This window comes from Paenibacillus sp. KS-LC4, from assembly GCF_036894955.1.
Classification (GTDB): Bacteria; Bacillota; Bacilli; order Paenibacillales; family Paenibacillaceae; genus Pristimantibacillus.
This window is the reverse complement of record NZ_CP145905.1, coordinates 4,828,043-4,848,794: the sequence shown is the minus strand read 5'-3', so window position 1 is coordinate 4,848,794 and position 20,752 is coordinate 4,828,043. Positions and strand designations below refer to the sequence as shown.

The following is a 20,752-nucleotide window of genomic DNA, read 5'->3' as shown; positions in this document are numbered from 1 at the left end:
TGGAATAATTAATTGTTGTTAAGTTCCGTTAAGGAGCACTCAAACACATGGAAATGGTTTCCTTCACCATATCCATCCTTCACTTCATGCAACTGAATATGATGAAAACCGTTCGTCTTAAGTATATTTTCAAACTCTTTAACATCATAAAGGCGAAGTGGAAAATCCATCATTTCTGTCTTTTCGATTTTATCCTCTGTAACTACCTGGTATTTCAACTTCGTAAAGAGCGTAGATTGCTCTTTATGATATTGAGCTTTTTTGGATATAACAATCCATTCATTGTTAATATATTTTTTTTCTAATTGTATCCAATCTGAACTCTCTTCAATATCATTACCTTTTAACATAATGGTCAGTAGAAGTTTTCCCTGCTCCTTTAGTACGGATCTCATATTGGCTAGGCTTTTATTAACGAGTTGGTTCGGCAAAAGTGAGAAAGATCCAAACGGAATAATGATCAAATCGAATGTATGAGAGCTAACAAAGTCTTCAATCTTTTGATAATACACGTTGGGTTTCAAGTTATTTTTATTGCCTTTCTCTATACAAACCTTAAGCATATCTTCTGAAATATCGAAACCTTCTATTTGTATATCACGTTGCATAAAGGGTATCAACATTCTCCCATTGCCACACATTGGTTCAAGTACACGAATATCTTTTCTGTCAGCAAAAGAAAGATAAAAATCAAGCTCCTTGCCGTCTGCTAATGATTTATCACTTTCATACATTTTCGTGCAAAGCTCTCCATAGTAACTTATCACTGATTATCTCCCTTATAAATGGTGTATTAGGTGTCTGCGAATTTTACGAAAAAGAAGTGTGAATTCGTGGTGCTTTTGGATAATTTGCTTTTCCATTAATAATATACTACATCACATCCATTTTGTTTGCTTTTTTTACCTTTAGAGTAGAAGAACGGTATAATAATCTATAATAGAGCTTGTGAAGGTGCTTGAGTATGATGCGTAATGATTACAAAGCTTGATGGGAGAGTTGATGGAGAAATGGACAATGTTCGGTTTCCTATAGGTCAGTTTAAAGCGATAATGAATCCAACAGAGGAAGAACGCGTTTTTCTCATCAATCAAATACCAGAAATCATAAAGAAGTTAAGAACGATTTTGAGTGATTTGGAGCCTGCTCAAATGAACACTACATACCGCAAAAATGGCTGGACAGTAAAACAAATCGTTCATCATCTTGCTGATAATGATATGAATGCTTACTTAAGATTTAAGAGGGCACTAACGGAAGAGGCACCGATGGCAAGCTCTTATCGGGAAGATTTATGGGCAGAATTAAGCGACAATAAATATGTGCCTATTGAGGACTCTTTATTACTAATTGAAATACTGCATAGACGATTTATGATTTTGCTTAACCATTTAAAAACGGAAGATTTCAGGCGAACCTTGAAAACTCAAGCGCTAGGGGAAGTAACATTAGATATCGCGCTTCAAAGATTTATATGGCATAACCAGCATCACATAGCTCAAATCCAAACTTCTGTTCAAGTGAATAACTGGCCAGTTTGGGCCACAGAACCAGTTGAGATTAAGCCTCCTGATCCCGCTTGGTTAATGAAGGGGGCAGAAGAAGTTAAGCAATTAAGAGAAACGCTTTATCCTTTTGGAGTGAGAGATATAGAGCATATGGGTAGTACTTCAATTCCTAATCTCCCTGCCAAACCCATTATTGATATGATGGCAAAAATCAAGTCCTATAATGATTTAGAAGAGATCATTGAACGTTTGAAAGCTAATGATTGGAGTTATGTTCCATATGAATTGGATGGACATGAGTGGAGAAGATTTTTTGTCAAAGTTAAAAATGATCGAAGAGATTGTCATCTTCATTTGATGCTAGAGGACGAAGCACATTGGGGGCAACAAATTAAATTCAGAAATAAACTTCGTGAACAGCCTTATTTGGCTGAGCAATATGCCGAGCTAAAAAGAAAGTTAGCAGAAGAAAACAGAGAAGACAGAGAAGCTTATACGGAGGCAAAAACCGACTTTATAAAAAGGATATTAGAAGCGCAATAGTATTAGTGTTTGGGACAATCATAATTATGAGGTGACTACGGTTTGTTCTATGTTAATGCAAGAGCATTTATTGAGAGAGAACGTAATAATGGTACTGAAATTATTGTCCAAGTTCGTAATAAGAAAAATGAAGAAGCGATAGAGCTGCCTGGCGGAAGATTGGAGCCCTATGAAGCTATATTAGATGGATTAAAACGAGAGGTACTTGAAGAAACAGGTTTGATCGTTACAGAAGTAGAAGGCAGTGATAAGCGTATTGACACGGTTGGCATTAATTCTGAATTTGAAGTGGAATGCTTAGAGCCCTATTGTGTGTATCAGACCATTAAGGGACCCATTGACTCAATAGGCATGTACTTTATTTGTAGAGCAGAGGGGCAATTATTATCTGTTGGAGATGAAACGTTACATATTCGATGGGAAGCTATTGATGATATTTATCAACTAATGAAAAATGACCCGCGACAGTTTTCAGATGTCGATCGAGCAGGACTGAAATACTATTTAAAACATAGGTTTGGAAAGTCATGAAAACGTATTGGGTAGCCACAGAAGCTGTTAACTTCGCCCAGCACAGAGTGTTAGGTGAAATTAAAATGAAAATCCGGAGGAGCACACAATGATGAACATGGACAATATATACTTAATTACCGATATTCCTGGATATTCTCCTCAGATCAGTCGACTCATTTCCATGATGAATTATGCAAGATTTACTACACTAGAGGCAGTGAAAGATTTGTCGAAGGACCAGCTTGATTTTTTACTGGATTCTGAGAGTAATTCAATTGGTGCATTATTATTGCACTTTGCTGCTGTTGAATATGCCTATCAGGTAGAGACGTTTGAAAATAGAGAGTTAAATGAAGAAGAGCTTAAAGCTTGGGGTCCTGCACTTGATTTAGGTAAAGAAGGGCGAGAAAAGATAAAAGGGAATGATTTAATATTTTATGTTACCCAAATGGAGCAAGTAAGAAATAGAACGCTGGATTTCTTGAAATCAGTTCAAGATGACTGGCTATATGTCGAGGAGCCATTTTGGTACAACAAACAAGCTAACCGTTATTTTATGTGGTTTCATGTATTTGAAGATGAAATCAATCATAGGGGCCAGATTAGAATGATTAGAAAAAGATTGAATGTATAGAAACAAGGTAATGGTCAGCCGCAACAGAAGTCTAATATTAAGTACTGATTGAATCGAAAAGGTTTTAGTAAAGGATGAAAATAGATGTCGACTAAGGGCTTTTCGCACTGTCTTCAAATTTTTCCAAGCTCTGACATGAACAAGACAGCAAATTTTTATGAATTGCTTAGATTTAGAGCCGTTCGTTATCTTGATTCTGAGGAACCACATATTTGTTTATATAGGGATCAAATAGAGATCGTTTTAACAAAATCGACTAAAGAAGTTATCGCACCTAATCGAGAGATTCATGGTTATGGATATGATGCTTATTTTATAACAAATAACCAAGAGGAAATGGAAAATGAATTTAGAGCATTAGGCGTTTCGATCGTTCGACCATTATCAACGACGGACTATAACAATAAGGAATTTGTATTTGAAGATATTGATAGAAGATGGATTGCTGTTGGGAACAAACAGTAAATGGTGGGAAATGGATAAGAAAATTCGAGCTGGTCAATCAAAGGCAGGATGAAATGATGATCAATGAATTAAAACAATGGGCAATTAAATATGACATTGAAAAAACAACTCTTGCTAGCTTTTGGGTGTGCTTTAACAACTATATTGAAGAAGAGCCAATTGAATTTCACGAAGTTTTTGGCGAGGATTTCGATCATGTATTTTTAACCGTTAAGATAGAAAGTGTAGCTCTATTCATAGATAAGTGGGATGAAACAAAAGATAACGAGCTGATTTCATATGGCTTTGATTATGTTGTATCCTATATTCCAATTGTATATCGAGCTAAAAAGATTGGATTATATAAGCTGCTTTTTACGCTTGAAGGGGAAGCCTTTGACGATTTCTTTATTCTTGATTCATGGTAGTTTTATGTATCTAACAGACCTAATCAAATCATATATTCAAAAAGCAGAGGCTCCTAGTCATACAGGGGCTTCTGCTTTTTAGTTTATATGAGGACCTTACTTGCGTGATTCCAAGTCGTATATGATATTAAAACGGGTGTGAATATATTGCCTTATTTTCCAATAATATGTTATTGTGTTGAGGAGGAGACAGCGGATTTCTTTGGTTGATCATGCCTGCATTTGTCAATCCTTGATTACAACGCAAGCTAGCTAGATTGTTGAAGAAGGGAGGCATGGAATTGTTGCATCGTAGAATATGAATCATCATGGTAACTATTCTGCTTGTTGCACGACCAAATAACGTTAGTGGAGGTTTAGACATGCTTGTGAAAATGAAAAAATACGGCGTTTGCAGTTTAGCTTTTATGTTGCTGACTACGATAGTTTTTACGGGATGGAGCGCTCAGGCATCGGCAGCAACACCTATTACAGCCGATTTCAGGTCATTGCAGGCTTCGCAAATCGTTTCCGAAATGGGCGCAGGATGGAACCTGGGCAATCAGCTTGAGGCGACGGTGAACGGTACGCCAAGCGAGACATCCTGGGGCAATCCGGTCATTACAGCAGCGCTGATCAAAAAGGTGAAGGCAGCAGGCTTCAAGACCATTCGCATTCCCGTCTCCTACTTGAATTATATTGGAAGCGCTCCCAACTATACAATTAATAGCGCCTGGCTGGACCGTGTGAAAACGGTTGTTGACTATGCTTACAATGAAGGTCTATATGTTGTCATGAATATCCATGGCGATGGCTATCATTCCATTCCGGGTGGATGGTTGTTCGTAAATAGCGGAAATCAAGCTGCCATCAAGGAGAAATACCAGCGTGTTTGGCAGCAAATTGCCAATAAGTTTATTAACTATGACGAGCGGCTTATTTTAGAATCAATGAATGAAGTGTTTGACGGTACTTACGGAAATCCCAATTCAGCCTACTACGCCAATCTTAACGCATATAATCAAATCTTCGTGGATACGGTAAGGAAGACCGGGGGCAATAACAGTGCCAGATGGTTGCTGATTCCAGGCTGGAATACGAATATTGACCATACCGTTGGCAATTACGGCTTCGTCCTCCCAACGGATAACTTTAGATCCTCCACAATTCCGAGCTCGGAGAAAAGAATTATGATTTCCGTACATTATTATTCCCCTTGGGATTTTGCAGGCGAGGAAAACGGAAATATTACGCAATGGGGAGCCACAGCCACGAATCCTTCCAAAAGGTCTAATTGGGGGCAGGAGGATTACTTAAACGCGCAGTTTAATTCCGTGTATAATAAGTTTGTGACACAAGGCTACCCTGCTGTGCTTGGCGAGTTTGGCTCAATTGACAAAACCGCACATGATTCCACAAACAATGTGTACCGCGCAGCATTCGCCAAAGCCGTAACGTCCACGGCCAAGAGATACAAAATGGTTCCTGTATACTGGGATAACGGCTACAATGGCCAGCACGGCTTTGCGCTGTTCAATCGTTCTAATAATACCGTAACTCAGCAGGGCATCATTAATGCTATTATGCAGGGCATCCAATAATTGTATGTTAGACTGAAGCGGTTAAATCGGCGCGTTCCTTGCAACAAGGAGCGCGTCGTTTTTCGTGAAAGAGAGAGGCTATTTGTTAGGATGGACGATATGAGCCTATTACCGTTAAAATGGAAGTGTACGTATCATTTACAACGAAAGGGTGAGCAGCCATGTTATGCATTTCTATCGAAAACATTCAGAAGCTCAAATATACGAATAAACGAACGAATGAAAAGGATGGTTCTTGATTGAAAATTAAAAATAGCAGCAATGTTCCTGTACGATTTTTCAATAATGACGAAATTAAGCTTGAAAAAAATGCATTGGCCGAGCTGGACCAGCTCCTGACGGTGAATGAATCGGTCGAAATGCTGAAGCAGCATCAGACGGACTATTTTTCTAATACAGATGCCAAGATCGAAGAGGTTGCCATTACGCCGGACTTCCACAAAGGAAGCGGCATCCCGATTGGCACGACACTTCTGACCAAAGGCTTCGTCATTCCTCAGGCGGTAGGCAACGATATTAATTGCGGCATGCGGCTGTATACGACCTCGCTTCAGGAGGACGACATTCGTTCCAAGCTCAAAAAAATCGAAGCTGACATTCGCCATATTTTCTTCGAAGGCGGACGCAATATTCCGATGACAAGGTCGCAGCGCGAAGCGATTTTCAAAGAAGGCCTAATGGGTGTTTTGGCATCGCAGCAAGGGAGCAGCCGCGAAGGTCTATGGGGTTTTTACGATGCGAAGCAGCAAGAGCAAGACCTTGCTAGAGTAAACCGCTCTGGCTCGTTCAAGGCTGGCGGCATAGACGGACTCGACAGCTTTCTAGGCGGCCCGGGGCTTTCCTATGACAGCCAGATTGGCTCGATTGGCGGCGGGAACCATTTTGTAGAGATACAAAAGGTCGTTCATATACGCAATCACGCCTTAGCTAACGAGTGGAATATTAAGCACGGCCAAGTGGTTGTCATGATTCATACGGGCTCCGTCTCGATTGGACACCATGCAGGCCTCCATATAAAAGAAATGCTGAAAGACATTTATCCAGCATCATTAAAGCATCCAAGCAATGGCATTTATGTGCTGCCGCAATCTGAGCAGTATGCGCTGCAATGGAAGCGTTACTGGGACCTACTTCACAATGCCGCCAATTTTGCTTTCGCAAATCGTTTATTTCTAGGGCTCATGCTGCAAAAAGCCTTGCATCAGAGCTTGAACTCGTTCGACTATCAATTGCTGTATGATGCGCCGCATAATTTTGTATGGGAAGAGAAGATTGATGGCAGCGCGGGCTTTATCCACCGCAAAGGGGCATGTACGGCAAAGTCGGCAGAGCAAATGATGAACACGCCTTTCCAATATACGGGGGAGCCTGTATTCATCCCGGGCTCGATGGGCGCAAAAAGCTATATTCTTGCAGGACTCGGCAACCGGGAGAGTCTGTTCAGCGCTAGCCATGGCGCAGGCAGAAGTCTGTCCCGAGGCGACTCGATCAAGGTAGATGATGCTTTATTCCGTGAATTTATCGCCAAGTTTAATGTGGTCACGCCGATTGATCCGAAGCGCAACGATATTAAATCGCGGCCGGATATTTTGAAGAAATGGGAAGAGGAATTAAAGAAGGAAGCTCCTTATGCCTACAAGGATATTAATGCTATTATTGAATCACATGAAGAGCATGGCATGGCCCAGGTCGTTGCGGAAGTGGAGCCGATTTTAACGATTAAGGGGTAAGCAGCCGTGTAAAGCTTAAAATTCCAAAAAAAACCGCTTGTCTAATGTCGAAAGACAGGGACAAGCGGTTTTGTGATGCTGCAAGCTGTTACGCGAGGTTGTACATGCCGCAGACTCAGGCTTTAAACAGCCCGAGCAATTAATGCCGCCAGCGCTTTTGCTCCTTTAGCCGTCAGATGAACGCCATCCTGTGAAAAATAATCATCCTGGCCGGAGCTGGCCGTGTTCCAGTCAACGAGGGTCATATTTTTGCTTCCTCTGACCGCTTTGGCCAAGGCATCGTTGACGATTTGCTCCCACGGCCGAGGAACCCTCGTATTCACCAATATAACTTTTGTATTATTTTTTAGCAGATCAGAAATTCGCGTCAGCTGCTTGCTGGCGAAAGCGCCATTCGTCCCTAGCTCAATAATAACAGTGTCGCCAAGTGAGCCTTCCCTCTGAAGCTGTTCAAGAATAGGTGGAGCCTCAGACATTTGCCTGCCGATTTGACCGTCTACCGCGATGCTGGGAACGAGCTTTTCCAGCTCGCTCTGAATGTCGAGCATGACTGAATCTCCAATTGCAGTCACCGTCGCTTCGGAAGGAGAAGGCCCCGGCTCCTTCTCCTTCTCCGATGCCCTCTTGCCTCCGTCCCCACCTGATTCGGTCGGTTTCGCTGACGAAATTGGCTCGCTGCTTGCTTCGGGGCTTGACGATGCACTTGCCTCCCCGATCAGTGCCGGCGTCTGCTCTGGTGCGGCCGTTTCCAGCTCGCCCGCTTCTGCTCCCGTCCGAGTACTAGAGCTTCCTCGAACACCGGGCGCCGTCCCCGGAGCTTCGGCGTCTTCAGCAGCGTAGCTGCCCGACGCTTGAACAGGGGAGAGCGGCTTATTGCCCCAGATCGAATTTAACCAATCCATTCGCAGTGCAAACGAAAACGAAAACGTGACGAATAAGCACATGCTGAAGAAGACGATAAAGGCTCTCCGATAGGAATGGGCGGCCATCCATGCGGGGAATTGCCTGCACAGCTTTCTCACGCTTCCGTAACGAAGCGGCTGTTCAACATATTTAAAGGATACCGCTGCAAGCACAAGCATCAACACGAGCTGCAAGCTTAGGCGCATGAGCGAAATCTCACCCGTATCCACAGCTGGACTCGTTAAAATAATGACCGGATAATGCCACAAATACAGTCCATAAGAACGAACACCGATGTAACGAAGCGGCGGAATGGATAATAAACGACTGATTCGGCTGGCTGGATGCGCCGATGTCATAATGAGCAGCACGGATACAAAGGACAGTATCAGCATGCCTCCTAAATATAAGAAGGGCTGATACTCATTCGTATACCAAAAAGCAAGCAGCGACACGAGCAGCGCTATTCCGCCGATGATATCAAGCGTAAGCTTCGCTTCATTGGAAACGCGTGGCTTGAGCTTATGAAACGGCCATACAAGAGCAAGTGCTGCCCCGAAAAGCAGGCCGAACAAGCGCGTATCTGTTCCATAATAAACACGGCTTGGATCACTGTCAGGCTGGTAAAGCCATGCCATAGCAGCGGCGGAAACAACGGCCAATCCAAGTATGCCCAGCAGCAGCACACGGCGCCGTTTCAAAAAACGCAGGCCTATCAAGAGCATTAGCGGCCACACCAAATAAAACTGTTCTTCTACGGCAAGTGACCATAAATGGCCGAGCGGCGAGGCGGGGCCAAAGCTTTCGAAATACGAAACATGATGTAAAATAAGCGACCAATTGCTCACATATAGCAGCACGCCAGGCAAGTCGGTTAAAAAGGGGGACCAATGCGGATAGGCAAACAGCAGGGTCGCTGCCCCGGTGACCGCTATCATAAACAGCATGCCGGGAAGCAATCTTTTTGCCCGACGAATCCAAAAAGCCTTCAAATCTATTTTTCCACGCTTCTCTAGCTCTTTCAATAAAATACTAGTAATCAAATACCCTGATAGAACAAAAAAAATGCCCACACCGAGCAGTCCGCCCGGCATCCATCCGGGATGAAGATGGTACACAATAACCGCTATTACAGCGATTGCCCTGATTCCGTCAAGCCCAGTCCTGTATGCTTTGTTTCCCTGCTGCTCATATGTACTTCGCGCGATATGCTGTTGTGACTGCTTGCTGTTGTCCATTGTGCCTCGTACCTGCCTATGTGTAATTTTGTTGCGCAACATTTAAATGAATGAAGGCAGTAACCTTTATTATCATAATGATTATAGAAAAATGCAAAGGATAAAAAGTTACAAATCGGTTATTAGAATTGTGTTCTTTTACCATGCAACTATTTAGGTGTAAGATTCGTTTTGGTGGATGAAGGGTATTTAAGAAGGCAGAGTCACAATGTTGATCAAACCACCTACGAAGCAGGAGGACACTTATAATGAAAACATCCACACGACCGATCTCCAAAGGTAAAAGCATGATGGCAGCAGCGGCTATTGCGATTGGCTTGGCAACGATATTGCCGACAGCAAGGGCAGCGGACACTACAGCGGAGCAAGGTTTGTTCAGCGGAAAGCCGGCAGGCGACAGCGCCTACCATTTTAGCGATATCCAATTTTTAAATGCGACGACAGGGCGGGCTGCCGGCAACGGCTTTCTAATCGGGACATCGGATGCTGGCTCCCATTGGCAGTCGATCTATAAAGGAACATGGCAGTTTACCCAGTTGGACTTCATCTCCAATACGACAGGCTGGGTACTAGCAAAATCTGCGAGCGATGGTCCGAACGCTTTGCTGTATACGACGGATGGCGGAAGCAAATTTACAAAGCTGCCTACTGGCAACCTTCAGCTGCAGCGCATTCATTTTGTAGATAAAAATAATGGCTTTGGTTATACGAAGGCCTTTGCCTACAAAACGAAGGATGGCGGGAAAAGCTGGGCGAAAATCGCGACCCCGGCAAACACGCGCTATGCGGAGTTTGTTAATGACAAGCAGGGCTGGGTGCTAGTCATTCTGCCGGGTCTCGGCTATAACCTGTCGAGAACGACGGACGGAGGCGTTACCTGGACGACCTCCCTTCATGTGAAGGCGGACGAGCTGAGCGGCGGCAAAATCGTTGCAGATGGCACTGCGGTATGGGCGCAATTTAATGGTGGAGCGGGTATGTCGCAGCAATCTTATTCGGTATACGCTTCGGCTAACAATGGGGCAAGCTGGCGCAAAGTCATTAGCCAGAGTACAGCGGGCGGTGGCAGCGCGCCTGGAGAAGCAAAGGGACTCGTTTCTCAAGGGCCGGCATCACCGGGCGGACATCCGAGCGACCTTGAGCTGGTGGGAGGCACAGCGATATTGAGCGCGTATTCCCCAGCGGCGCAGCGCATCGGCATTGGACGCTCCTCCAATGGCGGACAAACCTGGTTTGCGCCATCGGATACGGTCGGTTATGCCAATACCATCTCGTTCACGAGCACCTATGTCGGGTTTATGGCGGACACAAGCCTGAATTCCCCGGCGATTTACAGCACAGTGGATGGCGGGAAAAGCTGGTATACGAAGCTTGAAATTCCGGTTAAGCCATAAGAGTGAAAAAAAGAGCTCCCTCCCCTGCTGGATAGCAGTTGGATCGGAGCTCCTTTTTTAATGCCACATTTATTACTGCGTGTATTACGGGATGTATTACGGCATGTATTGCTGATTGCAGCGGCTGCTAAATGCGACCTATTTTCCGGCCGGCGCGGAGCTGCTTGTACCAGAAATAAACGGTGCAGCCTACGCAATAGCCGAGCAGGGCGGCGCTGGCGGCTGCCAGCAGCATAATGGAGAACGCATACGCTGCTATGTCCCAGCCAAACGCTGTGGATGCCAGCGCTAAAGTAAGGAACAGCACAGCCAGCACATTGTTGAAACGCTGCAGCTCAGCCGCCTGCGTCTCGGTGCCTGTTCCTTTTAAAATCAGCTTTGCGATCCGTACAAAAAGATTAAGCTTCCCCGCGGAAGCAAGGCCAGCCACTTGAATGATCCATAATAACCCCAAAAGCAAGGGCTGATTAAGGAAAAAGGATAGAAGAACAAAAGTAACGATTCCAACCTGGTTTGCTTTAACATAGCGCATCGGCACTTCATGCATCATCGTTCACCTCTAATTCCAATTTGTTTACTTGGTATTATTGTATGTGCTAGCTCAAATTTGAGCAACACAAATATTTTGCAGCGTCATTAGACATTAGAAGGGTACAAGCTTGTTTTTGACGATACGAAACCTCTATATTATAAATATAATGGAACAGTGTACAGGGCGGCGTATAATTAGATGCTAAAAAAAGCTTTTACTTTTTCAGGGCTGTGTGTTAAATTAATTTATGACCAATTGACCGAAAATGAATTTTAGTCATTTTGATCATTAAGCAAGGAGTTAAAAGGATATAATGCTTGATGCAGGGGAGGTGCTGGGAATGGCGATTGATCGCAAAACATTGATTTTAGAAGCAGCGGCGCAGTCGTTTGCACAGTTTGGCTATAAAGCGACGACGATGGATCTCGTATCCAAAATCGCAAATGTAGGCAAAGGGACGATTTATACCTTTTTCAAGACGAAGGAGGAGCTGTTTGAGGAAATTCTCGGCAAAGCCTTTGCAGAGCTGCAAAGCATTATGAGCGAGGGAACGAAGCAGGACGCGGCGTTCGTCGACAATTTGTTTAATGTGCTCGATTCGATTCTCGATTTCCGCTCTGATCATGAGCTGGCGGTGAAGCTCTCTCAGGAGGTTCGAGATATTGGAACGGTACAAGCGCTGGAGGGCATTCGCCGAATGGAACATTTTGCGCTGGACTTTCTTAAGCAACAGCTGGAGCGTGCGATCGACAACGGCGAGGTGAAGCCTTGCAATTCTGAGATTGCTGCGTTTATGATTTTTCGACTGTACATCGGATTGACATCCGATTGGAATAAGCTGAGCGCACCGCTGAGCAAGGATGAGATTAAACAAAATATGCTTTCCTTTATCACATCTGGCATCGTAGCCGATTCGGTAAAGTAATGGGCAAAGTCAAAGCAAGCTGGCGATGCCTATTTTTTTAGGGGGAAATGACTAATAAACCGAAGTGGTCATTAGTTCAATATATAAGCAGCATAGATCAGCATATTGAAAAAGGACGTGTTCGCGATGGGTATATTTCAAGTGTTTTGGAAGGAAATGAAGCTGCTCGGCAAGAAGCCGATGGTGCTGCTGACGTTAGCAGGTATTGCTCTGCTTCCGATGCTGTATAGCAGTTTTCTAGTCGAAGGCTCATGGGACCCCTACGGACAGACGAGCAAGCTGCCAGTAGCGGTTGTTAATCTTGATCAAGGGGCAGACTATGAAGGCAAGCAGCTGCATATTGGCGAGGATTTTGTCGATGAGCTGGGGAAAAATACTGACTTTAGCTGGTCATTCGTTACGCAGGATCAGGCAAAGACCGGTATGAGCAATAATCATTATTATATGACGATTACAATTCCGGAGCATTTTTCGCAGGATGCATCGACGCTGACGGAGGCTGAGCCGAAGCAGGCGGAAATTATTTTTGAACCGAATAGCGATTATAACTTTGTAGGGGCCCAAATTGGCAGCACGGCAATGAAAGAACTGAAGTCGAAGCTGTCGGTGCAAATTACGGAAGCCTATACGCGCAGCATGTTTGAGCAAATTGATAAAATTTCCGATGGCCTTGGAAAAGCAGGCTCCGGTGCAACGGAGCTTAAGGATGGGGCAGGTAGGTTAGGTGACGGAATTACGACGCTGAAAAAGAATCTGAACAAGCTGGCGAGCGGCACAGCGGACGTTCAGGTTGGTGTGAAGCAGCTCGCGAGCGGCGCGGGTGACCTTGCCGAAGGCGCAGGTGCGCTGAAGTCGGGAACCGCGACTTTGTCGAGCGGGCTCAGTGAGCTGTCTGCGGCGGCTGCCAAGCTCGACGCAGGGGCAAGCAGCGCGCAGGATGGCGCTGCGAAGCTTGAAGCTGGCTTGCAAGCGGCAAGCGCAGGAAGCGGTAAGCTGGCCGCTGGCCTCACGGCTTCGGAGAAAGCCAGCGCGCAGGTTGCGGCAGGCGCAAGCCAGGTCGCTGACGGTTTGGCGCAGCTCGCGGCGAGCAGCCCGGAGCTGCAAAGCAATGAGCAGCTGGCAAAGCTGCTGGCAGCTAGCCGCCAAGTGGCGTCGGGCAGCGAGCAGCTGCATGACGGACAGAAGCAATTGCTGACCGGCAGCACAGAGCTTGCGAAGGGGCAGGAGCAGCTGCTGGATGGAGCAGCTAAGCTTAGCAGCGGACAGCAGGAGCTAGCTAAGGGGCTGCATACCTTCAGCACCAAAATGAAGGAAGCTGCGGCAGGCGGCGAGAAAACAGCAGAAGGTGCCTCAAGTGTTCAGGCAGGCGCTGCAAAGCTGCAAGCCGGACTTGGAAAGCTGAACGGCGGCGTTAGTGAGCTGGCCGACGGCTCGAGAAAGCTTGACGCTGGCGCGGGCAAGCTTGCTGACGGTTCTGTGAAGCTGGTTGACGGCTCGGGCGAGCTTGCGAGCCAATTAAATGAAGCGGCTAGTAAGTCGTCAGAAGTGCAATCAGGAGACAGCACGGTCAGCATGTTCGCTGCTCCAGTCAAAGTGACAGAAAATACCGATCATAAGCTAAGTCATTATGGTCTGGGCATTACGCCATATTTTCTGTCACTGGCGCTATTTATGGGAGCGCTCGTGTTTACTACGGTGTTCTCTTTAAGAGAGTCTGACATTGCCAGCGCTACACCTATGCAGCGTTTTGTCAGCCGGACGCTGACGTTCACGATAGTCAGTCTCGTGCAGTCGGTCATTGCCGACACGGTTCTGCTATACGTCCTCAAGCTCGAAATTCATAGCAAGCCATTATTTTTCTTATTTACGATTATAACAAGCTTGACCTTCACTTGGATCGTACAAATGCTTGTCACATGGCTGGATAACCCGGGTCGCTTTGCGGTCATCCTGCTTATGATTTTGCAGCTTACTTCAAGCGCAGGAACGTTTCCGCTGGAGATGCTGCCGAACTGGATGCAGAAGGTCAATCCTTGGCTGCCCATGACACACAGCATAATCGGCTTCAAAGCGATTGTAGCAAGCGGAGATTATGGGGTAATACGCGAGCAAATGTTGATTTTGGGCATCTTTGCGATTATTGCGCTCGCCTTGACCTTCCTGTATTTCTATCGCCAGACTGGGAAAAATGAACAACTACAGGCTATTACCGCTTAATGAAGCAGCAGGATGAATAAAGCGAAAAAATCGGAAGGAACCTCCTCTTTCATTCAACCCGCAAATGCGTTAATATTATCTTAACAATTATCATTCAAGAAGCGGCCATCACGTGTTGATGGCTTCTTTTTTTTAAACTATAAGCCTTATTAGTTTCACGGCTATAATCGGCTTATTTGAATGCGAGAAGGTGAGTGTGGTTTATGCAGCAAATAATATTTGGAGAAAATAAGCAGCGGTCGCCTTTTTTGCTTGTTTATGCAGCGCTGCTGCTCAAGCTGGCGTTATTTCGTTATTTTATTTTTGATACGATTGCAGTCAGAGATGTGGCAATGGATGGCCTAGGCTTGCTAGGCGTGCTATTGCTGCTTGAGCTGGTTGCCCCCGGCAAACGCAAAGGCGCTCTTTTTTTACTCGTTAATACGGTACTGTCGCTGCTGCTTTTTGCCTCGACGGTTTATTTTGATTATTATGGCTCGGTGCCGACGTATGATGTGCTTAAGTCGATTAATCAAGTTGGTCAAGTGCGGGCAAGTGTTCAGACGTTAATTCAGCCAGTCTATTTGGCTTATTTTCTTGATGTGGCGATTTGGCTGGCGGTGTATGCAGTAAGACGCTTTCGTACACGAAAAGTTTATGAATACAAGCGTATAGGAAGAGTGTCGGTGCTGCTTGTCCTGTTAATCGTAAGTACATCGTTTTTTGGCCGCCAGGTTTATATGGATCAAACGATTGTAAATGAGCTGGAGCGGGCGAAAAATCTTGGGTTTATCGGCTTTCAGGCATCTGCGGCTTGGCAGGCTGGCAGTGAAGCCATCGAGACTGAAAGCGGCAGCTTGCCAGAAACGATTGCTGAAATTAATGAGCTGCAAGCAAGCTATCCTTATGCTGATGCGGGATCTAATAAGGATGTGCCAGCCAAGCAATCGGAGAAAAGGCTTGTTCAATTTGGCAAGGCAGCCGGTAAAAATCTAATTGTCCTGCAAATGGAGGCTTTCCAAAACTTTCCTATTCATCTTAAGGTTGATGGCTTGGAGATTACGCCGAACATTAATCAGCTGGCGGATGAGGGCTACTATTTTCCACATGTGTATCAGCAAATTGGCCAAGGCAACACATCGGATGCCGAATTTATGTCGAATACGTCGATTTACCCGGTCGGCAGCGAAGCGATGTCAAAAGGGTACGGAGACCGCGCTTTCCCAAGCCTTCCGAAGCTATTGCAGGAGCAGGGCTATGATACCGCCACCTTCCATATTAATAACGTGACGTTCTGGGATCGCGACAAGCTGTATCCGGCGCTTGGTTTTCAGGCTTATTACGATAAGCCTTATTATACGAATGACCATTTTAATGATTTTGGAGCCTCAGATGAGGAGCTTTACCGGGTTGGCGTCCAAAAGCTTTCCGCGATGAAGCAGCCGTTTTACGCGCAGTTCGTTACAACATCCAGCCACTTTCCCTTTAAGGTGCCGGCTGAGCGCGTAACACTAACGCTGCCGGATTCGCTTGCAGGCACTCAACTGGGCGACTATTTGACGGCAATCCATTACACCGATTACGCCATTGGCACATTGATCAGCAAGCTTAAGGAGCAGGGATTATGGGACAATACGGTGCTGGTTATGTACGGCGACCATTTTGGACTACAGCCTGACAAAGTCGATCCAGAGCAATTTAAGACAGAGCTTGACATGACTTATGATGCGCGGCTCAGCCGCTTTAATATACCGTTTATCGTCCATATGCCGGGCGGTATTAAGGGCGGCAAAGGGCAGGTAGTTGAGCAGGTAGGCGGTCAACTGGATATGATGCCGACGATTGCTAATTTGATTGGCCTTAAGCCGGAGCTGTCGGGCGCTACGCTGTTCGGCCATGATCTGCTGAACATCAATCGGAATGTGCTGGGGATGCGCTATTATTTGCCGAGCGGATCATTTTTCAATAATGATATTTTGTTCGTTCCCGGCAAAGGCTTTGATGACGGCACTGCCGTATCACTTGATACGATGGAGCCGCTTGCGAATTTTGAGCAGTACCGCAGCGACTATGATTATATTTTGAAGCTCATGAGCTTATCTGATAAATACGTGCGAATGCTGCCAAAGCGCGAGCTTGAAGCGTATTAAGGATAATAGATGAGTGAGCGAATTTTATTGTGAAAAAAAAGCTCTGCCTATTGGCGGAGCTTTTCACCATTATTATTCGAATTTTTCCACTTTTCAATGGCTTCGCTAACTGCTTTATCGCGTTGCTCGTCTTTCAGGCAGGCGGCTACTCCCGCGAAAAGCCTTCCTCTTCCAAATATTCGACAGCCTCTTCGTAGGTTTCGAAGGCCATCTCCAAATTAAGTCCCTCGTAGATCATCCAAGTATCTTCCTCAAACCGTACTTGAAGCGTCTGCGAATCCTCGTTCACCCATTGCTGATCGGAATTGGCCCGTTGTCTTCTGCGCTGTGATCTTGTCAGCGGCACTTCAGGCTTGAACGATAGCGATTTGATTGCCTCGGCAATCAACGTGCGAAGCGCGGGCTCATCCAGACTGCGAATGTTGACGAGACCCTTGTCGTCGATGTCATAGCCGCTGAGCAGAGCGGCATAAACGAAGCCATTGCCGTTCGGATGCAGGTGGTACACGACATTTTTGCGGTCGTACACGCTGTCTGCATATTGAAAGTTAACGCGTCCGAGCGATACATCGCTGCGCTCCAGCTCGGGAAAGGATGTAATGATTTCAAGCTTTTGTTCAAAGGTTAGCATAATTTCCTCCATCGTTGAATCCAGTTTACTTTAGCGTAAAGGGCGCTGGCTACAGATGCGCCTTGTTGACCTGTTCGTTGCGTACCATTTGCTCCAGCTTGTCGACGAGAGCTTGATGCTCAGGCGGCAGCTTCCGCAAGCCGAATAACCGTTTTGCTTTGTTTTGCTTCAGCGTCTTCAGCATATACAGCTTCTCCCGATAGGTGAACATGGGTACCAGCCTCCAATCCAATTGCACCGTAAGTTCCTCCATTATATAGGCTTCACCGTCAGGATGAAAGCTATAACCTGAACAATGGAGCTTTTTTGCGGGTGCAAGTCAGCGCGGGCAGCCTTTCTTCTTTTTTATCCGAGCCAAGCATAAGCTTGAATACAGAGTGGGACGATCCTTAGGCGGGAGGCGATAGAAGCATGGCAAGATGGGGGAGAAAATGGGGACTGCTTCAGCTGTTGAACCGCAATCGAAAGCTATCCTGGCCTGGCCTGCCGCTGCGGCGGGTAAAGACGGTCAATTGGAGCAGTCGTGGAAACGCAAGCGGAAATGCAGGCAGCCGCAGCGGCACAAGCTGGGGCAATGGCAAGCGATATGGCGCAAGGGTTAGCCGGCCCAAGAGCTGGGGCAGTGGCAAGCTTGCCAGCGCAAGCATGAGCTTGCCCAAAAGCTGGGGTAGAGGGAGCCATACTAGTCCCACCGCTAGTCGACCCAAAAGCTGGGGGATGAGGAAGCCGCTGCTCGGCAAAGGGAGCAGACATAGCGGTTTCGTGGCAAAATCGCAGTCTGGGAGCGATGCAGCCCGCCGAGCGACCTATGATGCTTTTCAGCCTGGGCAGTCACAGTCGTCTGGAGGAGGAAGCCGGGGCTCGCGGCCAAAGTCGCCAAGGCGGAAGCTCAAAATATGGACTGCCATTATTGTGCTGACGCTGCTTTTTGGCGGCATCCAGTCTTTTTTATACGTTGATAAGCATTTGCGCGAGCCGCTCACTAAGGTTGCCCAATTGCGAATCAAGCAGGTAGCAACACAGGCGATTAATAAAGCGACAACGGAGCAGGTGGCCAGCCAATCCGAGTTCGAGAAGCTGGTAGATTGGAAAATGAACAGCAACGGCAAAGTGTCGGGATTCATGCTGAACTACAATGAGCATACGAAAATTAGGGCGCAGACGATTAAAACGGTGCAATCGACGCTTGCTGATCTGAAGGAAATACCCGAGCATATCCCGATTGGCAATGCGCTGGGCAGTCCGCTTATCGCTTCGTATGGCCCCCGTGTGCCCGTGAAATTTGAGCCGGTCGGCGCTGTTAAAGTAGATCTCAGCACACGGCAGCAAAATGCGGGCATCAATATGATTTTGATTGAGGTATACATTCATATTGTCGCTGAGGTTGCCATTATTATTCCTTTCGAAACGGAGCCGCAAATGGTGGAGACGGAAATTCCGATTTCCTATTTGCTCGTCGTTGGCGACGTCCCAATGTATTATTACGACAACAAAGGCAATCCAGTCGGCAACTCTGCCCCTAGCGCCCCTAATATTGCACTGCCTTTATCAAAAGGAACAGGAGTGACGCAGCCATCGGACGGCAGCATGCTGGAGGAGCAGCTGGATGCGCCAGCGCTGCCTGCGCCTAGCGCGGACAATGAAAGCGAGCATTAGAAATAAGGAAAGCCACTGATGCAAGCGTCAGCATCAGTGGCACATAGTGAATCCTTGTGCTTCCTTGTGGCTTTATTGAAGCGTAAGCAGAAATTACATGTACAGCATGAAGAAATTCACGTCATGTCCGTTTTGCTTCAAGTAATTGTAGAGCTGGGAACGATGGTGGAACGTATGGGTAACGACTTCAATAAGCCATTTGATCTGAACGATGCCATGCTCCAAATAATAAGCTTTAGAGGAGCGATTCAGCAGCTCCTCCTCACTTAAGGAGAGGATATACTGCTTAAACGTTGCAAGGTTGGCTTGAAAACGCTGAATCAGCTCATCTGGACTCGTAATGCCAGCGGCTCCATTTTCAACCGCAACTACTTCATGCTCTGTCTTTTCCTGCAAGATGGCAAGATCGCTCGCTGGAATAGCTACTATATGATGAACAAGCTCTAGCAGCGAGCGCATATTGTCCTGAGGGCGAAAGTCCCATTCCGATGGCTGAATTTGGGCAATGAAGGAGCAGCTTGTCCGAACGGACAGCTCCAATTCCTCTAATAAATGATCTCTAACGGTAAATGTTCCTGACATGATATATCGTCTCCTTGTTTGTTCGATTATTTATTCATGCTGTTCATAGCGGGCAGCGAGCTGGCATACTCGTTGATAAATTGCTTTGCGCAGTGCTGGCGGCTGTGTCACTTCGGCATCCATGCCAATATGGGTGAAAAATTGAACGGCCCAGTCCCACTCGGACATGGGCAAATCCATTTCAAGCAGCCACAGCTGGCTGTCCACCTGCTTGACCAGCTGCCCAAAATGAGGGTCCTGCTCGGCGAGTAAAGCTCCCCGATACGTTAATTGGGCAGCGATATGAACTAGCTCCATTGCACCGGGCTCCGCCGATATCGCCTTGTCCAGGTAGGCTGAAGCCGCTGGCGGCGGGTCGATGGGCTCCAATTCCACAAAACGGTCAACGCGGAATGTACGCTGCTCTTCATGCAGCACGGAATAAGCCTCACAATACCAGAAGCCATGCGCTGTATAGAGCCGGAGGGGCAGCAGCTCCAGTGATCTTTGATGCTGCTCGGAGCGATAGAAGGCGCGGATCCAGATGGATGTTCCTGCATATTGGAGCAGCTTCTCCAGAAGCGGCGTTTTGTAGCTCCGATCGGGAATGGAAATTTCCAAACGATCCAGGATCGGCTCTATATGCTGCAAAATATGCTCCGGCATGGTGGCACGAATTTTATCAATAGCTGTAAAACGTGCTTGGTTAAAAGGGGTGTCGGCCATTTTGGTCATCGCATTCAGCGAAAATAAAACAGCGAGTGCTTCCTGCGAATCGAAATGCAGCGGCGGCAGCTTATAGCCATCCATTAGTCGAAAGCCTCCCGCAGGTCCCGATAGAGCATACAACGGCATTCCCATCTCGGCTAGCGCCTGCATATCGCGAAGAATCGTTCGTTTGGATACCTCAAGCTTGCTGGCCAAAGCCTGTGCTGTTTCGGGCCGCTGCTGCAAGGCCATCATAATGGCAATGAGGCGATCATTTCTTTTCAAACGGAGCCTCCCTCCCTTTTTAACCCAGTATAGCATGCCATTAGTGACAACATGTTTGTCATCATTAAATCAGACTTTCCAATAAAAAATGTAAAATCATGCTGTCGCCTATGAAAAAACCGCTAGCTACCAGCCAGCGGCCAGCAATTAGCGGTACGGTTTTTCGCGAAATGATATGCTCCACGCTGCTCAG

General features: G+C 46.5%; 19 protein-coding genes and 1 pseudogene. 13 read left to right on the top strand and 7 right to left on the bottom strand.

The window, feature by feature from the left end; genetic code table 11:
* Positions 1 to 8: 8 nt before the first annotated feature.
* Complete coding sequence (locus V5J77_RS20525) at positions 9 to 767, bottom strand: class I SAM-dependent methyltransferase (protein ID WP_338552695.1); 759 nt, start codon at positions 765 to 767, stop codon at positions 9 to 11.
* Positions 768 to 974: 207 nt separating this feature from the next.
* On the opposite strand from V5J77_RS20525, the pseudogene V5J77_RS20520 reads away from it, so the two are divergent.
* From V5J77_RS20520 to V5J77_RS20485, 8 genes and pseudogenes are all read left to right on the top strand, one after another.
* Positions 975 to 1,472 (top strand): annotated as a pseudogene (locus tag V5J77_RS20520) (YfiT family bacillithiol transferase); the annotation flags it as partial.
* Between the two features lie 30 nt (positions 1,473 to 1,502).
* A complete protein-coding gene (locus tag V5J77_RS20515) occupies positions 1,503 to 2,051 on the top strand; it encodes a GrpB family protein (RefSeq protein ID WP_338556956.1) in 549 nt (182 codons plus the stop codon).
* 42 nt (positions 2,052 to 2,093) lie between these two features.
* Positions 2,094 to 2,582: an NUDIX domain-containing protein gene (locus tag V5J77_RS20510; protein WP_338552693.1), complete on the top strand. Its 489-nt coding sequence runs from the start codon at positions 2,094 to 2,096 to the stop codon at positions 2,580 to 2,582.
* 91 nt (positions 2,583 to 2,673) lie between these two features.
* Positions 2,674 to 3,198 carry a DinB family protein gene (locus V5J77_RS20505; RefSeq protein WP_338556954.1) on the top strand — a complete coding sequence of 175 codons (525 nt, stop codon included), beginning with the start codon at positions 2,674 to 2,676 and terminating at the stop codon, positions 3,196 to 3,198.
* Between the two features lie 84 nt (positions 3,199 to 3,282).
* Positions 3,283 to 3,663 carry a VOC family protein gene (locus V5J77_RS20500; protein ID WP_338552692.1) on the top strand — a complete coding sequence of 127 codons (381 nt, stop codon included), beginning with the start codon at positions 3,283 to 3,285 and terminating at the stop codon, positions 3,661 to 3,663.
* A 53-nt stretch (positions 3,664 to 3,716) separates the two neighbouring features.
* A complete protein-coding gene (locus tag V5J77_RS20495) occupies positions 3,717 to 4,070 on the top strand; it encodes a hypothetical protein (RefSeq protein ID WP_338552691.1) in 354 nt (117 codons plus the stop codon).
* Positions 4,071 to 4,432: 362 nt separating this feature from the next.
* Positions 4,433 to 5,650 carry a glycoside hydrolase family 5 protein gene (locus tag V5J77_RS20490; protein WP_338552690.1) on the top strand — a complete coding sequence of 406 codons (1,218 nt, stop codon included), beginning with the start codon at positions 4,433 to 4,435 and terminating at the stop codon, positions 5,648 to 5,650.
* Positions 5,651 to 5,889: 239 nt separating this feature from the next.
* Positions 5,890 to 7,380 carry an RtcB family protein gene (locus tag V5J77_RS20485; protein ID WP_338552689.1) on the top strand — a complete coding sequence of 497 codons (1,491 nt, stop codon included), beginning with the start codon at positions 5,890 to 5,892 and terminating at the stop codon, positions 7,378 to 7,380.
* Positions 7,381 to 7,502: 122 nt separating this feature from the next.
* Here V5J77_RS20485 and V5J77_RS20480 read toward each other — a convergent pair whose 3' ends face one another.
* A complete protein-coding gene (locus tag V5J77_RS20480; RefSeq protein ID WP_338552688.1) occupies positions 7,503 to 9,521 on the bottom strand; it encodes an acyltransferase family protein in 2,019 nt (672 codons plus the stop codon).
* A 248-nt stretch (positions 9,522 to 9,769) separates the two neighbouring features.
* Between V5J77_RS20480 and V5J77_RS20475 the strand changes: the two genes are divergently transcribed.
* Positions 9,770 to 10,915 (top strand): hypothetical protein, encoded by a 1,146-nt coding sequence (locus tag V5J77_RS20475; RefSeq protein ID WP_338552687.1) that lies wholly within the window; start codon positions 9,770 to 9,772, stop codon positions 10,913 to 10,915.
* 127 nt (positions 10,916 to 11,042) lie between these two features.
* Here the strand turns inward: V5J77_RS20475 and V5J77_RS20470 are convergent, their stop codons facing one another.
* Positions 11,043 to 11,465, bottom strand: coding sequence for a DUF4395 domain-containing protein (locus V5J77_RS20470; RefSeq protein WP_338552686.1), 423 nt, complete (start codon positions 11,463 to 11,465; stop codon positions 11,043 to 11,045).
* Positions 11,466 to 11,787: 322 nt separating this feature from the next.
* Here V5J77_RS20470 and V5J77_RS20465 point away from each other — a divergent pair, with 322 nt between their 5' ends.
* From V5J77_RS20465 to V5J77_RS20455, 3 genes are all read left to right on the top strand, one after another.
* Positions 11,788 to 12,372, top strand: a complete 585-nt coding sequence (locus tag V5J77_RS20465; RefSeq protein ID WP_338556952.1) for a TetR/AcrR family transcriptional regulator — start codon at positions 11,788 to 11,790, stop codon at positions 12,370 to 12,372.
* 126 nt (positions 12,373 to 12,498) lie between these two features.
* The gene (locus V5J77_RS20460) at positions 12,499 to 14,589 is read left to right on the top strand and encodes a YhgE/Pip domain-containing protein (RefSeq protein ID WP_338552685.1); all 2,091 of its coding nucleotides are present in this window, start codon (positions 12,499 to 12,501) and stop codon (positions 14,587 to 14,589) included.
* A 203-nt stretch (positions 14,590 to 14,792) separates the two neighbouring features.
* On the top strand, positions 14,793 to 16,718 hold the full coding sequence (locus V5J77_RS20455; RefSeq protein ID WP_338552684.1) for an LTA synthase family protein: 1,926 nt from the start codon (positions 14,793 to 14,795) through the stop codon (positions 16,716 to 16,718).
* 145 nt (positions 16,719 to 16,863) lie between these two features.
* Here the strand turns inward: V5J77_RS20455 and V5J77_RS20450 are convergent, their stop codons facing one another.
* Together V5J77_RS20450 and V5J77_RS20445 are read right to left on the bottom strand one after the other, a co-directional pair.
* Positions 16,864 to 17,349: a hypothetical protein gene (locus tag V5J77_RS20450; RefSeq protein WP_338552682.1), complete on the bottom strand. Its 486-nt coding sequence runs from the start codon at positions 17,347 to 17,349 to the stop codon at positions 16,864 to 16,866.
* A 49-nt stretch (positions 17,350 to 17,398) separates the two neighbouring features.
* The gene (locus V5J77_RS20445; protein WP_156182362.1) at positions 17,399 to 17,587 is read right to left on the bottom strand and encodes a hypothetical protein; all 189 of its coding nucleotides are present in this window, start codon (positions 17,585 to 17,587) and stop codon (positions 17,399 to 17,401) included.
* A 173-nt stretch (positions 17,588 to 17,760) separates the two neighbouring features.
* On the opposite strand from V5J77_RS20445, the gene yunB reads away from it, so the two are divergent.
* A complete protein-coding gene (gene yunB, locus V5J77_RS20440) occupies positions 17,761 to 19,005 on the top strand; it encodes a sporulation protein YunB (protein ID WP_338552681.1) in 1,245 nt (414 codons plus the stop codon).
* Between the two features lie 93 nt (positions 19,006 to 19,098).
* Here yunB and V5J77_RS20435 read toward each other — a convergent pair whose 3' ends face one another.
* Together V5J77_RS20435 and V5J77_RS20430 are read right to left on the bottom strand one after the other, a co-directional pair.
* Entirely contained in the window at positions 19,099 to 19,587 is a 489-nt protein-coding gene (locus V5J77_RS20435) for a DinB family protein (protein WP_338552679.1), read from the bottom strand.
* A gap of 30 nt (positions 19,588 to 19,617) precedes the next feature.
* The gene (locus V5J77_RS20430) at positions 19,618 to 20,559 is read right to left on the bottom strand and encodes a YafY family protein (RefSeq protein ID WP_338552678.1); all 942 of its coding nucleotides are present in this window, start codon (positions 20,557 to 20,559) and stop codon (positions 19,618 to 19,620) included.
* Positions 20,560 to 20,752 lie beyond the last annotated feature (193 nt).

Bases quoted from the DNA above. Each gene is read 5' to 3' on its own strand.
- V5J77_RS20505 (WP_338556954.1), top strand. From the start codon at position 2,674: ATGAACATGGACAATATATACTTAATTACCGATATTCCTGGATATTCT.
- V5J77_RS20500 (WP_338552692.1), top strand. From the start codon at position 3,283: ATGTCGACTAAGGGCTTTTCGCACTGTCTTCAAATTTTTCCAAGCTCT.
- V5J77_RS20495 (WP_338552691.1), top strand. From the start codon at position 3,717: ATGATGATCAATGAATTAAAACAATGGGCAATTAAATATGACATTGAA.
- V5J77_RS20490 (WP_338552690.1), top strand. From the start codon at position 4,433: ATGCTTGTGAAAATGAAAAAATACGGCGTTTGCAGTTTAGCTTTTATG.
- V5J77_RS20480 (WP_338552688.1), bottom strand. From the start codon at position 9,521: ATGGACAACAGCAAGCAGTCACAACAGCATATCGCGCGAAGTACATAT.
- V5J77_RS20475 (WP_338552687.1), top strand. From the start codon at position 9,770: ATGAAAACATCCACACGACCGATCTCCAAAGGTAAAAGCATGATGGCA.
- V5J77_RS20470 (WP_338552686.1), bottom strand. From the start codon at position 11,465: ATGATGCATGAAGTGCCGATGCGCTATGTTAAAGCAAACCAGGTTGGA.
- V5J77_RS20465 (WP_338556952.1), top strand. From the start codon at position 11,788: ATGGCGATTGATCGCAAAACATTGATTTTAGAAGCAGCGGCGCAGTCG.
- V5J77_RS20460 (WP_338552685.1), top strand. From the start codon at position 12,499: ATGGGTATATTTCAAGTGTTTTGGAAGGAAATGAAGCTGCTCGGCAAG.
- V5J77_RS20455 (WP_338552684.1), top strand. From the start codon at position 14,793: ATGCAGCAAATAATATTTGGAGAAAATAAGCAGCGGTCGCCTTTTTTG.
- V5J77_RS20450 (WP_338552682.1), bottom strand. From the start codon at position 17,349: ATGCTAACCTTTGAACAAAAGCTTGAAATCATTACATCCTTTCCCGAG.
- yunB (WP_338552681.1), top strand. From the start codon at position 17,761: ATGGCAAGATGGGGGAGAAAATGGGGACTGCTTCAGCTGTTGAACCGC.
- V5J77_RS20435 (WP_338552679.1), bottom strand. From the start codon at position 19,587: ATGTCAGGAACATTTACCGTTAGAGATCATTTATTAGAGGAATTGGAG.